This window comes from Bradyrhizobium sp. RDI18, assembly GCF_043203335.1.
Taxonomy (GTDB): Bacteria; Pseudomonadota; Alphaproteobacteria; order Rhizobiales; family Xanthobacteraceae; genus Bradyrhizobium; species Bradyrhizobium retamae.
Window position 1 is genome coordinate 745,809 of the sequence record NZ_JBICRN010000008.1, and the last position, 16,902, is coordinate 762,710.

General features: G+C 61.5%; 14 protein-coding genes and 3 pseudogenes. 13 read left to right on the top strand and 4 right to left on the bottom strand.

The window, feature by feature from the left end:
- The first annotated feature begins 26 nt into the window (after positions 1 to 26).
- From ACFXS9_RS12345 to ACFXS9_RS12365, 5 genes are read left to right on the top strand one after another with little or no spacing between them, the layout of a single operon-like run.
- Entirely contained in the window at positions 27 to 896 is an 870-nt protein-coding gene (locus ACFXS9_RS12345; protein ID WP_392689144.1) for a branched-chain amino acid ABC transporter permease, read from the top strand.
- Positions 893 to 1,939 carry a branched-chain amino acid ABC transporter permease gene (locus tag ACFXS9_RS12350; RefSeq protein WP_392689147.1) on the top strand — a complete coding sequence of 349 codons (1,047 nt, stop codon included), beginning with the start codon at positions 893 to 895 and terminating at the stop codon, positions 1,937 to 1,939. Before ACFXS9_RS12345 ends, ACFXS9_RS12350 begins: the two co-directional genes overlap by 4 nt.
- Complete coding sequence (locus tag ACFXS9_RS12355; protein ID WP_392689150.1) at positions 1,939 to 2,721, top strand: ABC transporter ATP-binding protein; 783 nt, start codon at positions 1,939 to 1,941, stop codon at positions 2,719 to 2,721. Before ACFXS9_RS12350 ends, ACFXS9_RS12355 begins: the two co-directional genes overlap by 1 nt.
- Positions 2,714 to 3,418 carry an ABC transporter ATP-binding protein gene (locus tag ACFXS9_RS12360; protein ID WP_392689153.1) on the top strand — a complete coding sequence of 235 codons (705 nt, stop codon included), beginning with the start codon at positions 2,714 to 2,716 and terminating at the stop codon, positions 3,416 to 3,418. Before ACFXS9_RS12355 ends, ACFXS9_RS12360 begins: the two co-directional genes overlap by 8 nt.
- Positions 3,408 to 3,779: a Rieske (2Fe-2S) protein gene (locus ACFXS9_RS12365; protein WP_392689156.1), complete on the top strand. Its 372-nt coding sequence runs from the start codon at positions 3,408 to 3,410 to the stop codon at positions 3,777 to 3,779. Before ACFXS9_RS12360 ends, ACFXS9_RS12365 begins: the two co-directional genes overlap by 11 nt.
- A 7-nt stretch (positions 3,780 to 3,786) precedes the next feature.
- Here ACFXS9_RS12365 and ACFXS9_RS12370 read toward each other — a convergent pair whose 3' ends face one another.
- Entirely contained in the window at positions 3,787 to 4,629 is an 843-nt protein-coding gene (locus ACFXS9_RS12370; protein ID WP_392699750.1) for an alpha/beta hydrolase, read from the bottom strand.
- A 409-nt stretch (positions 4,630 to 5,038) separates the two neighbouring features.
- Here ACFXS9_RS12370 and ACFXS9_RS12375 point away from each other — a divergent pair, with 409 nt between their 5' ends.
- The 8 genes and pseudogenes from ACFXS9_RS12375 (at position 5,039) to ACFXS9_RS12410 (ending at position 14,525) form a co-directional block, all read left to right on the top strand.
- Entirely contained in the window at positions 5,039 to 6,385 is a 1,347-nt protein-coding gene (locus ACFXS9_RS12375; RefSeq protein ID WP_392689159.1) for a PotD/PotF family extracellular solute-binding protein, read from the top strand.
- A gap of 89 nt (positions 6,386 to 6,474) precedes the next feature.
- A complete protein-coding gene (locus ACFXS9_RS12380) occupies positions 6,475 to 7,335 on the top strand; it encodes an ABC transporter permease (RefSeq protein WP_392689162.1) in 861 nt (286 codons plus the stop codon).
- A gap of 29 nt (positions 7,336 to 7,364) precedes the next feature.
- Positions 7,365 to 8,225: an ABC transporter permease gene (locus tag ACFXS9_RS12385; RefSeq protein ID WP_392699752.1), complete on the top strand. Its 861-nt coding sequence runs from the start codon at positions 7,365 to 7,367 to the stop codon at positions 8,223 to 8,225.
- An 8-nt stretch (positions 8,226 to 8,233) separates the two neighbouring features.
- Positions 8,234 to 9,340: an ABC transporter ATP-binding protein gene (locus ACFXS9_RS12390; protein WP_392689165.1), complete on the top strand. Its 1,107-nt coding sequence runs from the start codon at positions 8,234 to 8,236 to the stop codon at positions 9,338 to 9,340.
- 25 nt (positions 9,341 to 9,365) lie between these two features.
- Positions 9,366 to 9,854: a (2Fe-2S)-binding protein gene (locus ACFXS9_RS12395; RefSeq protein WP_392689167.1), complete on the top strand. Its 489-nt coding sequence runs from the start codon at positions 9,366 to 9,368 to the stop codon at positions 9,852 to 9,854.
- A gap of 2 nt (positions 9,855 to 9,856) precedes the next feature.
- Positions 9,857 to 12,244 (top strand): xanthine dehydrogenase family protein molybdopterin-binding subunit, encoded by a 2,388-nt coding sequence (locus ACFXS9_RS12400; protein ID WP_392689170.1) that lies wholly within the window; start codon positions 9,857 to 9,859, stop codon positions 12,242 to 12,244.
- A 12-nt stretch (positions 12,245 to 12,256) separates the two neighbouring features.
- Positions 12,257 to 13,059, top strand: a pseudogene (locus ACFXS9_RS12405) (FAD binding domain-containing protein).
- A gap of 8 nt (positions 13,060 to 13,067) precedes the next feature.
- A complete protein-coding gene (locus ACFXS9_RS12410) occupies positions 13,068 to 14,525 on the top strand; it encodes an amidase (protein WP_392689173.1) in 1,458 nt (485 codons plus the stop codon).
- An 87-nt stretch (positions 14,526 to 14,612) separates the two neighbouring features.
- Here ACFXS9_RS12410 and ACFXS9_RS12415 read toward each other — a convergent pair.
- The 3 genes and pseudogenes from ACFXS9_RS12415 to ACFXS9_RS12425 form a co-directional block, all read right to left on the bottom strand.
- Positions 14,613 to 15,443, bottom strand: a pseudogene (locus ACFXS9_RS12415) (LysR substrate-binding domain-containing protein); the annotation flags it as partial.
- A 646-nt stretch (positions 15,444 to 16,089) separates the two neighbouring features.
- Positions 16,090 to 16,446, bottom strand: a complete 357-nt coding sequence (locus ACFXS9_RS12420) for a hypothetical protein (RefSeq protein ID WP_392700328.1) — start codon at positions 16,444 to 16,446, stop codon at positions 16,090 to 16,092.
- Positions 16,447 to 16,530: 84 nt separating this feature from the next.
- A pseudogene (locus ACFXS9_RS12425) lies at positions 16,531 to 16,899 on the bottom strand (TniQ family protein); the annotation flags it as partial.
- Positions 16,900 to 16,902 lie beyond the last annotated feature (3 nt).

Here is a 16,902-nt window from a genome sequence, read left to right on the forward strand (position 1 = left end):
CGGCACAGGACATTTGGGGAGCCACCTTGAGCGAGTTTCTGCAACATCTGATCAACATGCTGGTGCTCGGCGGCACCTATGCCCTGCTGGGCATCGGGCTGACCTTGATCTTCGGCATCATGAACGTCGTGAACTTCACGCATGGGGTGCTGTACACGTTCGGCGCCTACATCATGTTCATCGTGGTGCATCAGCTCGGAGTTAACTTCTTCCTGGCGCTGCCGCTCGCCGTCATGGCCGGCTGGCTTCTTGGCGCGGCGATCGAGCTGACCTTGCTGCGGCCGCTGCGCGGCTCCGACATCGACACGACCATGCTTGTCATGATCGGCGCCTGGATCGCGATGCAGTCCGGAGCGCTGTGGATTTGGGGCGGCGTCGCGAAATCGGTGACGACGCCGTTTCCCGAGGCGCCGCTGGTGCTGGGACCGGTCTCGGTATCCTGGCTGCGGCTGTTCGTGCTTGCAGCGGCGGCAATGCTGATCGTCGTCACCTATCTCCTGATCAACAGGACAAAGCTCGGCTGTGCGATGCGGGCGACGTTTCAGGATCAGGACACCGCCTCGCTGATGGGCGTCAATGTCGACCTGATCTACACCTCCACCTTCGCGATTGGTTCTAGCCTTGCCGCCGCGGCCGGCGCGCTGCTGGGTCCAGTCTACGTGATCTTCCCGCAAATGGGCGACCTCGCCGCCGTCAAGGCGTTCGCGATCGTGATCCTCGGCGGGCTCGGCAACATCACCGGTGCGGTTATTGGCGGTTTCATCCTGGCGCTCGCTGAAGAACTCGGCGCCTACGTTTCGTCGGGCTACCGCGACGCCATGGGCTTTTTGATCATTATCGCAGTTCTGATCTTCAAGCCGACCGGACTTTTCGCGCGCTCGGAGCGGGTCGGATGAAGTCAGGGATCGCCATTCTCACAGTCGTCGCGCTCGCATCGGTGCCGCTCTGGTTACGCGATCCGTATCTCATGAACGCGCTGATCACGACCGGCATCTTCATCATCGGTGCGATGAGCCTCAATCTGCTGCTCGGGTTCACCGGTCAGCTCAGCCTCGGTCACATCGCGTTCTTCGGCATTGGCGCCTATGTCAGCGCATTGACGTCGCTTGGCTTTGATGTCGGCTTGCCGTTCGGCTTCCGCATTGTTCACGCCCCATCGCCGCCGATTGCGGGCTTCGTGTTGGCCATCGTCGTTGCTGGATTATGCGGATATCTCGTGGGGCTGCTCTCGTTTCGGGTCCGGGGCGCCTATTTCGTAATCGTGACGATTTCCTTCGCCGAAGTGGTCCGGCTGGTAGCGCTGAACTGGGTCGAGTTGACGCAGGGTCCGCTGGCGCTAACCAACATTCCCTCGATTACGATCGGATTGCCGGGTCTCGGAGATCTGACCCTCCGTACTAAGCTTCAGAACTATTACCTCGTGCTTGTCGTTGCGGTTGTCACCTATGTGATGATCTGGCGCCTGGTCCATTCGCATTTCGGCCGCGCCATGCGCGGGCTGATGGAAAACGAAACCCTGGCAGTGTCAGTCGGCATCGACGTGACAAAGACCCTCACCCTAGCAGCGGTGATCTCGGCCGGGATCGCAGGTGCAGCCGGCAGTCTCTACGCACACTACATCCGGATCATCGATCCCGAGGTGTTCGCCTTCATCAACACGGTGACGATGGTGATCATGGTCATCACCGGCGGCAAGGGGTCGCTCGCCGGTCCCGTGGTGGGCGGCATGATCTTTGGACTGCTGCCCGTAATTCTGCGGCCGATCATGGCGCCGGAGGCGCAATGGATCGCGTATGGCGGCGTGCTGATCGCCATCCTGTTCGTATTGCCACGCGGCATCGTGCCGTCGCTGGCGCTGCGATTTGCGAAACGGCCAAGCCGGGCCGAAAAGGCCGTTCCGGTCGCCTTTCCCGACCGCGGCGTCAAGGAGCATGCGTGATGACGGCTCCTGCGACCGCATTGAAGATAGAAAAGGTTGCCGTACACTTCGGCGGGCTCGTCGCACTCTCGGACATGAACTTTACGGTCGGCGAGGGCGAGATCGTCAGCCTGATCGGGCCTAACGGCGCCGGCAAGACGACGGCTTTCAACGTCGTCACCGGTTTCCTGGATCCAACCCACGGCGCCGTGAGCTATCGCGGGACGGCACTCAACGGGTTGAAGCCGCATCAGATCGCCGATCTCGGCTTGATCCGCACCTTCCAGCGCACCAGCGTGTTTCCGAACGACACCGTTTACGACAATCTACTGGTCGGCCTGCATCGCCAGGGTAGGGTCAGCCTGCTCGAGGCCATTCTGGGCCTGCCGCGCGCCCGGTCGTCGCAGCGCAAGCTGCGCGAACGCGCCGGCGAGCTTGTCGAATGGGTTGGCCTCGAACGTCGCGCCCACGATCTTGCGGGCTCGCTGTCCTATGGCGAGCAGCGGCTGGTTGGCGTGGCGCTGGCGCTGGCCGCCGAACCGTCGATGCTGCTGCTCGACGAGCCGGTCTCCGGCATGAACGCTTCGGAAACCCACACCTTCGTGCAGTTGGTCCGCAACATCAGGGATCGCGGCGTCACCATCTTGCTCGTCGAGCACGACATGCCGATGGTGATGAGCGTCTCGGATAAGATAGTGGTGCTGAACTACGGCCGGATCATTGCGGAGGGGACGCCGAACGTGATCCGGAACGATCCGGCCGTCATCGAGGCCTATCTCGGGCAGGGAGCGACACGTGCTTGAGATCCGCGACATGGTGTGTGGCTATGGCGGTGTAACCGCTCTTCGCGGCATTTCGCTGGAGGTTAAGGCCGGGCAGCTCGTCGCCTTGATCGGTGCCAACGGCGCCGGCAAGAGCACCACGCTGCGCGCGATCTCCGGGCTCGTTGCGCCGCGTTCCGGATCGATGCTGTTCGAAGGCAAGGACATTGCAGGCGCCAAGCCGCCGCGCGTGGTGGCCAGCGGAATTGCGCATTGTCCGGAGGGGAGGCGGGTATTTCCGCATATGACGGTCGAGGAAAATCTCGACATGGGAGCCTATCTGCGCACCAGCTCTGCCGAGATCGCGGCCGATCGCGATCGGATCTATGCCGAATTTCCGCGCCTGGCCGACCGCAAGCGGCAGGCCGCCGGCACCTTGTCGGGCGGCGAACAACAGATGCTGGCGATCGGCCGGGCGCTGATGTCACGCCCACGCCTGATCATGTTCGACGAGCCTTCCCTCGGGCTTGCGCCCAACATCGTCGAGCGGACTTTTGCGATCATCCGCGGCATCCGCGATGCCGGAACGACGGTCCTGCTGGTGGAGCAGAACGCGTTTGCGGCGCTCGAGATGTGCGACCACGCCTATCTGCTGGAAGGCGGCCGTATCGTCCTATCCGGGCCTGGCGCGGAGATGATCGAGAACGAGCACGTGCGAAAGGCCTATCTTGGCGGATGAGCGGCCCGAAACGGCGGCGTTGTCAGGCGACGAGCAATGGATGCCGATCTGCGGGCTCAGCCGGCTGATTTCACAAACGATTGTCTGTGTCCGCGTGACCGGCGTCGATTTGATCCTGATATGGAGCGAAGGACGCGCGGTAGCCTGCGAACGGATGTGTCCGCACGAACAGGCCGACCTCAGTCTCGGACACCTGTCAGGAGGACGCCTGTTCTGTCCCCGTCACGCTGCTTCGTTCGATCTCCGTAATGGCCGGATTTCCTACGGCTGGCCGAGCCGGCCGTTGCGGCTACACCCGGTCCAGATCAGGGACGACCAGGTCTGGATGGACGCAGGCGCGATCAAGACGCCAATAGTCTAGGCAAGGGCTATAGGACGAGCTTGCGGGCGATATCGACAAGCGCGCCGTCCGGGCGTCGCAGTTCTGCGAGGATGCTGAAATGGTCCGCGCCTTCGATCGGGAAGAGCTTGCCGGACCCGCCAGCGGCGATGCGCATTTCATGAAGCTTGATTGAATCGAAAACCAGCGCCGGTAGTTCGGCTGTGCCATAGGCGATGTCGAGGCGCTTGTGGACGGCGGGCAGGCGAAGCGGCGACAATGCCGCGACTTCCGCACTGGTTAGCTTCAGCGCATTGTTAAGGCCAGTATCGCGGATGGGCCCAAGATCGTACACGCCGGAAATCGCCAGTCCTGCGGCGACGCGCGGGTGATCAAGTGCCATTGCAACGAGGTGGGCGCCAGCCGACCAGCCCGAAAGCACGACGGGCCCGGAGATGTCGTGCCCCTCTCCGTTTTTGGCCAACCAATCGAGCGACTGGGATATCTCCGCTACGATGTCCGTCAACGAAACGTCGGGCGCCAGCGAATATCCGGGAATGGCAACCGACCAGCCATGGGCCGCGACGCCGTCGACCAACATGGCGAACACTTCGCGTGAATTGCGCTGCCAATAGCCGCCGTGCAGGAACACCAAGCAGGGTGCTGTCTTGTCGGCGGCCGGATAGAGATCGATCTTCGTCCTTTCGCGGTCGCCGTAGGGTACATCAAGAAAAGACTTGAGGCTGGCACGCCGCGCTTCGGACAACTGGTTTCTCTCGGCGATCAGTGCGGCGCTGTTCTTTACCGCAGCGTTGTTGTCATAAGCAGCATCGCGCTCTGCTTGGGAAAGCGTGGCCCAGTTCAACCGGGGATCGAGCAAACCGTCCTTCATCGCCGACATATCAGTCACGCACGTCACTCCTGCGGAAACCAAACGTTCGTTGTTGTTCAAGTCGCTCAGCGACGATCACTAGTATATTGCCGCTGCCAATCCCCGCAATCGAAAGAAGAACGAGCGACTGCGAACACCTCCAGATCTTCGAAAAGTTGCGGCTGCGCGGCAGTCAGGACGGGAGCTTGCCGCCGGTCGTTCGCCCAAAGTAAAGGCCAAATTGTGGATCGGCATGCTGCCACATTAAGCAGGCCGCGATCTCCATTAGTCGCCCTTATACGTGGAATTTTAACTTCCGATTTTACAACCCGATTTCTCCGTCGCTACGCTTCATCATCAACACGGTCGCGAAACGAACGAGCCGGTTGGGTTAGCAGGCTGGTCCATCAATCCGCGGACGGAGAGAACGATGTTCAATGATGACAATGGTGATGCGAAAGGCACTTTGCCCGAGCCTCCGGCGAAGAAGAAAGGCGTTTCAAGACGCGCCGTTCTCAAGGCCGGTGCGGCTGTAGCCGGCGCAGCGATCGGGTCCGAAGTTATCAGCGGATTTCCGACTATCTGGGCGCAGGAGATCAAGGACATCGAACTCCGGCACGTCGGCGTCTCCTATTCGGTAGTCAAGGCGATCGGGGACCAGGCTGCAAAAGACCTCGGCTTCAAGGTCACGATGCAGAACCTCGACACGTCGGCTGCGATCAACCGCTTCATCAGCCAGCCCGACTCGGTCGATATTGCCGACCTCGAGGGATGGCAGGCCAAGCTCGCCGCCAAGCGCGGCGTGATCCAGGGCATCGAAGTCAAGAAGATCAAGGAGTTCGATAACATCCTGCCGATCTTCACCAAGGGCGAAATCGACGGCCACAAGATTCCGCGGCAGGGCATTTCTCCCTATGAGGCGATGTATATCGCAAAGCCTAACGCAACCGAGCTGCATGACGGCGTTACTGAATGGGCGACCTTCCTGCCGCAGGTCTATAACGCGGACTCGATCGGCTATCGTCCTGATCTCGTGGGTCACGAGGTGACCGAGTGGAAGGATCTGATCGACCCGAAATTCAAGGGCAAGGCGGCGATCCTCGATGTGCCGGCGATCGGCATCATGGACGCCGCGCTCTGCTTCGAAAGTGCCGGCCTGATCAAGTATGGCAACAAGGGCAACATGACCAAGCAGGAGATCGATTTCACCTGCGACAAGCTGATTGAACTGAAAAAGGCGGGTCAGTTCCGCGCGACCTGGACCACCTTCGATCAGTCCGTGCAGTTAATGGCAGCAGGGGAGGTCGTGATCCAGTCGATGTGGTCGCCGGCGGTCGCCGCGGTCCGCGTCAAGGAGATCCCCTGCGTCTACGCGCCGGTCAACGTCAAGAACGGCAAGGAAGGCTATCGCGGCTGGTGCAACGGCATGGGCCTGATGAAGCACCTGTCCGGCAAGAAGCTCGACGCAGCCTACGAATATCTCAACTGGTATCTGTCGGGCTGGCAGGGCGGCTTCGTCGGCCGTTACGGGTATTACAGCCCGGTGCCGTCGACGGCCAAGAAGTTTCTGACCGCGGCGGAGTGGGACTTCTGGTACGACGGCAAGCCTGCGCCATCGGTCATCAACGATCCCTATGGCGTGCCGATGGAGAAGGCCGGCACCAAGCGGGACGGCGGTTCGTTCCTCGACCGGGTAAAAAACATCTCGTGCTGGAACACGCTGATGGATGAAGCGGCCTACATGAACAAGCGCTGGAACGATTTCAAGATCGCTTGAGGCGAACTGGCCTGCCGGCGCCGGAGAACGTCGGCGGAACGGAAAATGCCGCTCCGGAGATCCAGAATGAAATCCAGTCAGGCCAGGTAATGCGGCGACCAAATTTGAGTGCATGGCTATACGTGACGCCGCTGATGCTGGTGCTGGTCCCGTTTTTCCTGCTGCCGACGCTTGTCGTGCTGGTCGCGAGCTTCTTCGAGACCGATGGCTTCGGTGGGTTACTGCCGACATTTACACTGGCGAACTATGTCGATCTGCTCACATCGGCGCAGACCTTCCTTCTTTATGTGACGACGCTCAAATTTGCGATCCTGACCTGGCTTTTCACGCTGATCATCGGGTTCCTGGTCGCATACTTTCTCGTCTTTCACGTCAAGAACCAGTTGCTCGCGATTGGCCTGTTCCTGATCTGCACGATCCCGTTCTGGACGTCGAACATTATCAGGATGATTTCCTGGATTCCGCTGCTGGGAAAGGAAGGGCTGGTCAACTCGACACTGCTCGGCATCGGCGTCATCCGGGAGCCCCTTGAAGTACTGCTCTATTCAGGGCTCGCAGTCGTCATCGCCTATGTGCACCAACTGACGATTTTCATGGTGGTGCCGATCTTCAATTCGCTGGCGCGCATCGATAAGCGGGTGGTCGAGGCGGCGCTCGATGCCGGCGCCAGCCGGCTCGACGTGATGCGTTACATCATCATTCCGATGTCGAAGAGCGGCATCGCGCTCGGATCGACGTTCGTGATCTCGATCGTGATGGGCGACTTCTTCGTGGTCAAGGTGATGTCCGGCGGTGGTTCGGCCTCGGTGGTCAGTGCGTTCTACGAAAACGTTGGCGTGCTGCAATATCCGATCGCGGCGGCCAGCGCGGTGCTGCTTACTCTCGTTCTCATTGCCATGATCGCCTTGATCCTGCGCGTCGTCGACATTCGCCGGGAGATTACGCAATGACGGTCGCTCTTGGCGAGGCCGATGTGCCCATGATCAGAACCCGGCGCATTTCCGTGGTCGCGCGTGGCGACCGCCGTCCCTGGACCTTCTACGCGCTCGCCACCGTCTTCACGCTCTACGTCGCCGCCCTCTACGGGCCGATGATTTGCATCTACATCCTGTCGTTTCAGGATATCCGCGGCGGGCTGGTTTTTCCGATGAAGGGCCGCTCGCTGCACTGGTTCGTCGACCTGGTCACGCAGGCGCGCACCGGCGACGTCAAGGGATCGTTCGACCGCTCGATCAAGCTCGCGGCGCTGGTCACCGTGATCACGCTCGTCGTTTCGCTGATCGCGGGGCTGGCGTTTCGCCGCCGCTTTTATGGTGACACGGTCGTGTTCTACCTGATGATCGGTAGCCTTGTCGCGCCCGGGCTGGTGCTCGGCCTCGGCATTGGCCTCTTGTTCCAGTGGATCGGCATCAGCCCGAGTTGGTACACGTCGGCGCTCGGCGCACAATTGTCCTGGACGCTGCCGTTTGGCGTGCTCGTGATGTTCGCCGTAATGTCCCGCTTCAACAGCGCGTGGGAGGAAGCGGCGCGGGATCTCGGGGCCACTCGCTGGCAAACCATCAGGCTGGTGGTTATCCCTGTGCTGGCGCCGGGCCTTGTCGCGGTCGCGCTGTTCGGTTTCACGCTCTCCTATGATGAATTCGCCCGCACGCTGCAGACTGCGGGCTCGCTCAATACCTTGCCGCTGGAGATATGGAGCATGACGCTGAACGTCACTTCGCCGTCGCTCTATGCGCTGGGCACTGTCACCACGATCGTGTCCTTCATCATCATCGGTGCCTGCATCAGCGCCATCATTGTCATCAACAAGCGTCGCGGCATGCGCGCGAGCGGTCATTGAGGTCTGGAATGCGCGCAGGCTCCGGCGATATCGAACTGGCAGGTCTCTGCAAGAACTATGATGGAGTCACCAATGTGGTTGACGGCGTCAATCTGAAGATTCCCGACGGCGCCTATTGCTGTTTCCTCGGGCCCTCCGGCTGCGGCAAGACGACGATCCTGCGGATGATTGCCGGCCACGAGGAGCCGACCGCCGGCGAGATCGTGATCGGTGGCGAGAATGTCGCAGGAATGGCGCCAGTCGAGCGGCGTACCGCGATGATGTTCCAGTCCTACGCGCTGTTTCCGCATCTCACCGTTCGGGACAACATCGCATTTGCGCTGCGGGTGCGCGGTCAGTCGAAGGCGGAGCGCTACAAGGCAGCCGACCTGATGATGGAAAAGGTGCGCCTGACTGAGCTGGCGGATCGCCTTCCGGCCAATCTGTCGGGCGGCCAGCAGCAGCGCGTGGCGCTGGCGCGGGCGGCGATCACCGAGCCGCGGGTGCTGTTGCTCGACGAGCCGCTATCCGCCTTGGACGAGCAGCTTCGGGTGCAGATGCGTCAGGAGTTGCGGCGAATGCAGCGCGAGCTCGGGATCACCTTCATTCACGTCACCCACACCCAGCTCGAGGCAATTGCGCTCGCCGATATCGTCGTGGTGATGGAAAAAGGCAAGATCAAGCAATCAGGGCCGGCGCGCGACGTCTATGCCTATCCGCGCGACCGCTACGTTGCTGAGTTCTTGGGCGGGCAGAATGTGCTTTCGGGCAAGGTCGAGAAGGTCGGCGACAGGTTTGTCGTACTCTCTCAGCCCAACCGCAGTGGAATCCAGGTCCGGCTGGGGGCCGAGGCAGGGGTAGCTGTGGGCGATCGCATCGATCTGGCGGTGCGGCGCGACGATATCGAACTGGTGCGCGCCGATGCCGGTAGCCCCGACGATGGCACGACGGCGCTGCCGAGCCGGGTGACCGCAATCGAATATCAGGGCTCGTTCGTCAAGGTGATGCTCGACACGGTGCCTGACGAGGATTTCGTCGCCTACGTTTCGGAACGAACCTTTTTCCGCGATCCCTTCAATGTGGGTGACGTGCTGCTGGCCACCTGGTCGGCCGGCCGCGCCCGTGTTCTCGCTTGATGGTCGCCTATGACGGAGGTCACCCATGATAGTCAGTTTCACGCTCAACGGCCGGTCGCGGACGGTTGACATCGAGCCATCGACGCTGGTCGCCGATCTCTTGCGCGAGAACCTTAATCTGACGGGGACCCATGTCGGCTGCGATACCGGCCAGTGCGGGGCCTGCATCGTGCTCTTCAACGGCGAGGCGGTAAAGAGCTGCACCTTGCTCGCGCCGATGCTCGACGGGGGCATGTTGACGACGATCGAAGGCCTGTCGGGCCCGGGCGGTTCGAACGCGCTGCATCCGATGCAGCAAGCGTTTCATCAGAATCACGGCCTGCAATGCGGCTTCTGCACCCCAGGCATGGTGATGACAGCGGTGGCGCTGGCGACGAAAAATCCAACGCCCACGGAGGCCGAGGTTCGCCACGGCCTCGAGGGCAATATCTGTCGTTGCACCGGCTATCAGAACATCGTGGCGTCGGTGCTCGCCGGTGCGGCCGCCATGCGTGCGCCCGGCATCGGAGAATAGCTATGTCGAACGTGATCGGGATTGGCGCCGCACCGCGCCGCAAGGAAGACTTCCGCTTTCTGACCGGCCGCGGCAACTATGTCGCCGACATCAAGCGGGCCGACATGACATTCGGCGTGTTCATCCGTTCGCCTCATGGTCATGCGGCGATCCGTGGCATCGACAAGGCGCCCGCACTGGCGCTGCCGGGCGTCCAGGCCGTGCTGACCGGTGACGATGTCGCGGCCGACGGGCTTGGTTCGCTGCCTTGCGGCTGGGGCATTCATGGCTCGGATGGCCTGCCGATGAAGGAGCCGCCGTTCCCGATGCTGGCGCAGGGCAAGGTGCGCTTCGTCGGCGACATGGTCGCCTTTGTGGTTGCCGACACGGTGGAGCAGGCGCGGGCGGCGGCAGAAGCGGTGGCAATTGATTATGAGGTGTTACCATCCGTCGTCGGCGTGCTCGAAGCCGTGCGTCCGGGCGCGCCACAACTGTTCGACGACGTGCCCAACAATCTCTGCTGTGACTGGGAGCTCGGCGACAAGGCCGCCGTCGCGACGGCATTCAAGAAGGCGGCGCATGTTGCGCGTCTCAGCCTCGTCAATAATCGGCTGATCGGCAACCCGATGGAGCCGCGCGCAGCGGTCGCCGAGTACAATGGCGGGACCGGCCAATATACTTTGTGGACGACCAGCCAGTTTCCGCATGTGGTGAGGTTCCTCATGAGCGCCCTGGTGCTCAAGATTCCCGAGCAGAAAATGCGTGTGGTGGCGCCCGATGTCGGTGGGGGATTCGGCGTCAAGCAATTCCACTATGGCGAGGAAGCCGTGATCACGTGGGCGGCGAAGCGGGTCGGTCGCCCCGTCAAATGGGTCGCGGATCGTTCCGAGGGTTTCGTCTCGGACCGCCACGGTCGAGATCACGTCACCGAGGCCGAACTGGCGCTGGACCAGAACGGAAAGTTCCTCGCGCTGAAGGTCGTCACATCGGCCAACATGGGTGGCTATCTCTCCACCTTCGGCCCCAACATCCCGACCAATCTATACGGACCATTGTTGAGCGGCGTCTACACGACGCCCGCGATCTACTGCAACGTGAAGGTGATCTTCACCAACACGGTGCCGGTCGATGCCTATCGCGGCGCCGGGCGGCCGGAAGCGACGTTCGTGGTCGAACGCTTGGTGGATGTCGCGGCCAAGGAAATGGGCATCGATCGGGTCGAATTGCGCCGTCGCAATATCATTGCCAAGGAATCCTATCCGTATCAGACGCCGGTGCTGGTCGAATATGATTCCGGCGATCCGATGGGATGCCTCGAAGGCGCGCTGGCGGCAGCGGATGTTGCAGGTTTTGCGGAACGCAAAGCGGCGTCGGAGCGCAACGGCAAGTTCCGCGGCCTCGGATATTCGACCTATGTCGAAGCCTGTGGTCTCGCACCGTCGCGCTTTGCCGGACGCCTTGGCGCCCGCGGTGGCCTCTACGAAAGCGCTACCGTTCGGGTGCATCCGACCGGGCAAGTGACGGTGCTGATCGGTACGCACAATCACGGGCAGGGGCACGAGACCACCTTCGCGCAGATCGTGTCGGAGAAGCTCGGCGTCGCCTTCGAAAACGTCGACATCGTGTTCGGCGATACAGATCGCGTGCAGTTCGGCATGGGCACCTATGGCTCGCGATCGCTGGTCGTCGGCGGCGCCGCGCTCTCGAAGGCGAGTGACAAGGTAATTTTGAAGGGCAAGAAGATCGCGGCACACCTACTCGAGGCGAGCGAGCACGACATTCAGTTCGAGGCCGGGGCATTTTCGGTTGCGGGTACTGACCGCCGCAAGACGTTCCAGGAAATTGCGGGCGCCGCCTACGTGCCTCACGACTATCCGCTCGAAATCCTCGAGCCCGGGCTGGAGGAGCAGGCCTATTACGATCCGGTCAATTTCACCTATCCGGGCGGCTGTCACATCGCCGAAGTTGAAATCGATCCCGAGACGGGGATTGTGACGCTGGAAAAATACACCGCAGTTGACGACGTCGGCACTGTCATTAACCCGATGATTGTCGAAGGACAGTTGCACGGCGGCATCGTCCAGGGCGTAGGCCAGGCGCTGTATGAAAACGCCGTCTATGACGACGGCTCGGGGCAGCTGCTGTCAGGCTCGTTCATGGATTACACAATGCCGCGCGCCGATCACCTGCCGAATATGACGATCAAGACCCATTCCACGCTTTGCACACACACGCCGATCGGTGTGAAGGGGTGTGGCGAGGTCGGTACAATCGGATCGCCCGCGGCCGTCATCAACTCCGTCGTCGACGCGCTATCGCATCTCGGCGTTCTTCACGTCGACATGCCGGCGACACCGAACCGGATCTGGCGCGTCATTCAGAACGCCACGATGCCGCGCGCCGCAGAGTAGGGGGAGGCGAAGATGAGGTCATTTGCATTTCACAGGCCGACCAGCCTCCACGAAATGTCGGCGTTGCTTGGCGGCGTTGCCGACAGCATGCCGCTTGCCGGCGGGATGACGTTGCTGCCGACCATCAAGCAACGGCTTGCGGCGCCGGCCGCGCTGATCGACCTGTCGAATATCCCTCAGCTACACGGGATTTCGGTTCAGGGCGATATCCTGACGCTCGGTGCGATGACCCGCCATGTCGATGTCGCGGAGTCGGAGTTGGTTCGCAGCAAGGTACCGCTGCTTGCCAGCCTTGCAGCCGGCATTGGCGATCCCGCGGTTCGCAACCGCGGCACGATCGGTGGTTCGGTCGCCAATAACGATCCCTCTGCCGACTATCCGGCCGCCGTGCTCGCGCTCGATGCGACGGTTGTGACCGACCGCCGGGAGATCGCCGCAGGCGCGTTTTTTCGGGGACTTTTCGAAACGGCACTTGAACCGGGGAGATCATCACCGCCTTGCGCTTCCCCGTGCCGTCCGCCGGTGGCTATGGCAAGTTCAAATCGCCGGCGTCACGTTATGCGGTGGTCGGTGTATGTGTGGCGAAGAAAGCCGGGAAGGTTCGGGTCGCGGTAACCGGGGCCGGACACGGCGTGTTTCGCGTCGCTGCGATGGAAGCCGCGCTGGAGCGCGCCTTCACGCTTGACGCGATCGCGGCAATTAAGGTGGATTCTGAAAACCTTAGTTCCGATATCCACGCGGATGCGGAGTACCGCGCCCATCTCGTGACCGTCATGGCGAAAAAGGCCGTAATGTCTGCCCTTCAAACATTGTGAGGCGCACGGTGAAAATAGGGAGCGTCGGCGCCGACGGTGTCGTTGAGGCGAATGAATTGGCGAGGCTTTCGGCCGTTGAATTGCTCGAGGGTTATCGCACGAGACGGTTCACGCCGCGCGAGGTCATCGAGGACGTGATATCGGCGCTGGAAGTGACCAATGCCGCCTGCAATGTGGTCGTGACCCCAGCATACGAACAGGCGCGAGCCGCCGCTGATCGCGCCACGGCGGCCTGGTCCTCCGGACGACCGCAGGGCAAATTGACCGGAGTGCCTGTCAGCATCAAGGACCTCGTCTATGTCGCCGGCGTGCCGGCGCTGGGCGGCGCTCCCGCCAACAAGGATTTTGTGCCGGGCGTCGATGCGGCCGCCGTTTCGGCACTCAAATCGGCGGGTGCGATCATCACCTGCAAGACCACCACCTGCGAGTCCGGTTACAAGCTGACCGCCGATAGCCCGGTGTCCGGCATCACCCGCAACCCCTGGAACCGCGATCGGACCAGCGGCGGATCGAGCGGCGGCGCCGCGGCTTCGGTCGCCGCCGGATGTGGCCCGCTTGCGATCGGCACAGATGGCGTCGGCTCGATCCGCGTCCCGTCCGCGTTCTGCGGCGTGGTCGGTATCAAGCCGACCTTCGGATTGGTCCCGAGATCGCCCGGCTTTTCGCCGCCGTCGTGGGCGTCGCTGGCGCACACCGGCCCAATCGCGCGCACGGTTGCCGACGCCGCGCTTCTTCTGGAAGCGGTTGCGATCCACGATCTGCGCGATGCCGCCAGTCTGCCGGTGCCGGCGCGGAGCTTTGACGCGACACCGGTGAAGCTCGACGGGATCAGGATTGGAAGCAGCGTTGACTTCGGCTATGCGGCGGTGGCGCCGGAAATTCGCGGGGCATTTTGCTCGGCGGTTGAGACGCTCGGCTCACTTGGCGCCGACATCCTTCCCGATTGCGTTCAATTCGAAGCGGATATGCTCGAGCGGATCTTGAAACCGATTGCTTATACCGAACAGGCGGCGGCCGTGTCGGCCCGCGGTGCCGATGCGCTAACGGCCTCCGACAGCGACTACCGCGATGTGGTGGCGAGGGGCGCTTCCTATAGCGGCATTGACTATGTCGGGGCCGGCTATCGTCGAAACAGCCTGCGCATGTCGTTCCTGGAAATATTCGGGAAGGTCGATGCGATCGTCACCCCAACGGTTGCGGTGACGGCGTTTCCTGCGGGCGCCCTGGGCGTCGACGAAATCGACGGTGTCACCGTCGACCGCCATCTAGGTTGGTCGCCGTTCTCTTGGCCGATAAATCTGACCGGGTTGCCGGCTGCCACGATTCCCTGTGGCTTCGACGCCGATGGGCTTCCGATCGGGCTTCAGATTATTGCGCCGTGGCTCGACGAGGGCTTGATTGTGCGTATCGCTGCCGCGTTCGAGTGCGCGCGACCCTGGAGCCGGTTTCGCCCCCGCATGTCCTGACCAGGGTTCGTCGCTGTCAACGGTGGACAAAGGTAGCTCCTTGCCCAGCAGGAGTTCGTCGTCGAGATTGAGATAGTGCGCGAGATAGTCGTGCAGGGCGCTCGCGGCCTTTGATGTCGCGGTCGGCGATTTATACAGCAGAAGATCGACCTTCGGCAGCGGCGGCAGCCCCTCGTTGTCACCGATCTCCCGCATGTTGCGCACCAGCGCGGAGCGACCGAGGACGGTGACCGCCATGCCGGCGAAAGCGGCGGCCTGCAAACCACCGACGCTCGGACTGACGCAGGCAATGCGCCATCGGAGCCTTGAGGCTTCCAGCCGCTCGATCGCATGATCGCGAAAGATATTGCCCGGCGGCAGCAGCGCCAGGGGGATCGGCTTTTCGTTATGCGCCGTGGATTGCTCCCCGGTCATCCAGATCAATTGCTCCTGCCGCACCACTTGTCCGCCGGTGAAGTCATTCATGCGCGTCACCAGCGCGATATCGACCTCGCCGCGCTTCACGCATCCGACAAGAGGTGTCGAGAGGGAGCAGTTCAGCTCGAGCTGAACGCGCGGAAAGGCTTTGCGGAAAATCCTCAGGATCGAGGGGAGCATGAAGGCGGCATAGAGATCGGGGGTGCCGAGCACGACGTGGCCTTCGATGTCCGGAGAAGCGAGTTGCGACAACATTTCGTCGTGAAATCCGACGATCGATCGCGCGTAACTCAGGACTGTCTCACCTTCCGCCGTCAGAAACAGCCGGCGGCCCTCGTGGATGAAGATCGCTTTTCCAGTGAGTTCCTCCAGCCGCTGCAGTTGAAGGGTGATTGCGGGCTGGGTGCGGCCGAGCCGCCGCGCGGTCTCGGTGATGCTGCCGGTTTCGACGACCGACATCAGCGAGCGCAGCATGCGGATGTCCAGATTGATCAGGTTCATGATGTTGCTCGCTATGCAGGCAGGGCAATTCCATGCAATTTTCGTGCTTGGAAATCAGAGTTCGGCGCCAGCGCCAATAAAAGAGGCGGGGTGTCCGCAGCCACCGCAGGACTTTCCACAACCCGATCGAGCGAGAGTTTGCGACTACGGTGAAAGGGCGAGGTGTCGGTTCCGGTTAGATTTGAGTCTACACTCTCGAAAAACATGATTTTTCGACGGGCATTTTCGGCCTCCATTCGAGTCCAATTTGGTTCCATCGGAGTCGCCCGGCAATCATTTTGGTTCCATCGGAGTCTATCTCCGAACATCCGCGATATCTACCCGAGCCGAATTCCCGGCACCGGCACCGCATATCAGCTCGCTGGCCGCTGATGTCGCCTCAAGGCGCGGCCGTCGCGTTAAAGGCCGCCGAGCGGTTATCAATGGGCTGCACCCGGTTCCTAGTTTCCACTTGTCACCGATTTCAGAGAACGAAGCGCGAGGGCCGTTCCGCTGCTTGCATCGGCAACGCCGCACTCAAACAAGCCATTGGGCTTCCGGACCACGTCCACGTTCCAAACCGCTCCATCGCTGTGCTTAGGCGCAACACCACTAGCTTCGCGTACGCGCTTTTCTTTCCACATATAAAGTATTCCCAAGCTGCGGCCTACTTAGGAGACGGAAGGTCCAATATCGCGCGTTCAACGGGTCGACGCTGGCTCTCGGGTAGATGATCCATAGTTTGCGCTAATCGTTTGAGAACCAGCGTGCCGCCACCTATCCTCGGGCGACGCGCCGACTCGTCAAGCTCACCCAGAAACTCTGCGAATTTTAGCAATTTTGCGACATCATAGTTTCGGACTTCCGGATCGAGCATCAAGCGGGCTTCCATGCGCTTCCAGGGTTTGAAGGAATACATCGACGCCCAAAAACGGCTCACTTCAATTTCCTCGTCCGTGCCAAGGGCTGCTGGGATTGATCTTAGGTCTCGCCCACAGGCATCGCATTCCAACAAGCGGTACATGCTCCGCCACCACAATGGTTGGCCACAGGTACAGCGGTCGATCAAACGCTCTCCGGACGTGGGGTCACAACTGATCACCCGTATTGACCACAACGCGCGCAAGAAGGGCGCTTGGCCCTTTGTTAGTCGACCAGGAGCAATCCGGCGCTTACTACGCTCGAGTGCAGACCACGGAATTGTCTGATCGAAGAACGTGGTTACCACAGGATCGATGCCGGAGTGCATCATTGCACGGATGGTCGCGGCTCCGCGCCCGGTCACGCGTCCCAACGCGAGAGCATGTTCGTCGCGGGTGGCGAGTGCGGCAAACTCTCGCGAATCTCGCCCTATGATCTGCGCACTAAACTCCGAAGTGGAGATGTCGTTTGCCGCGCATAGCCGGGACAGCCAACTCAGCAAACATTCGCCAGGGGCGGCAGGGAACGTCGTAGCGAGGCGAACAAAGCTGACCATGTT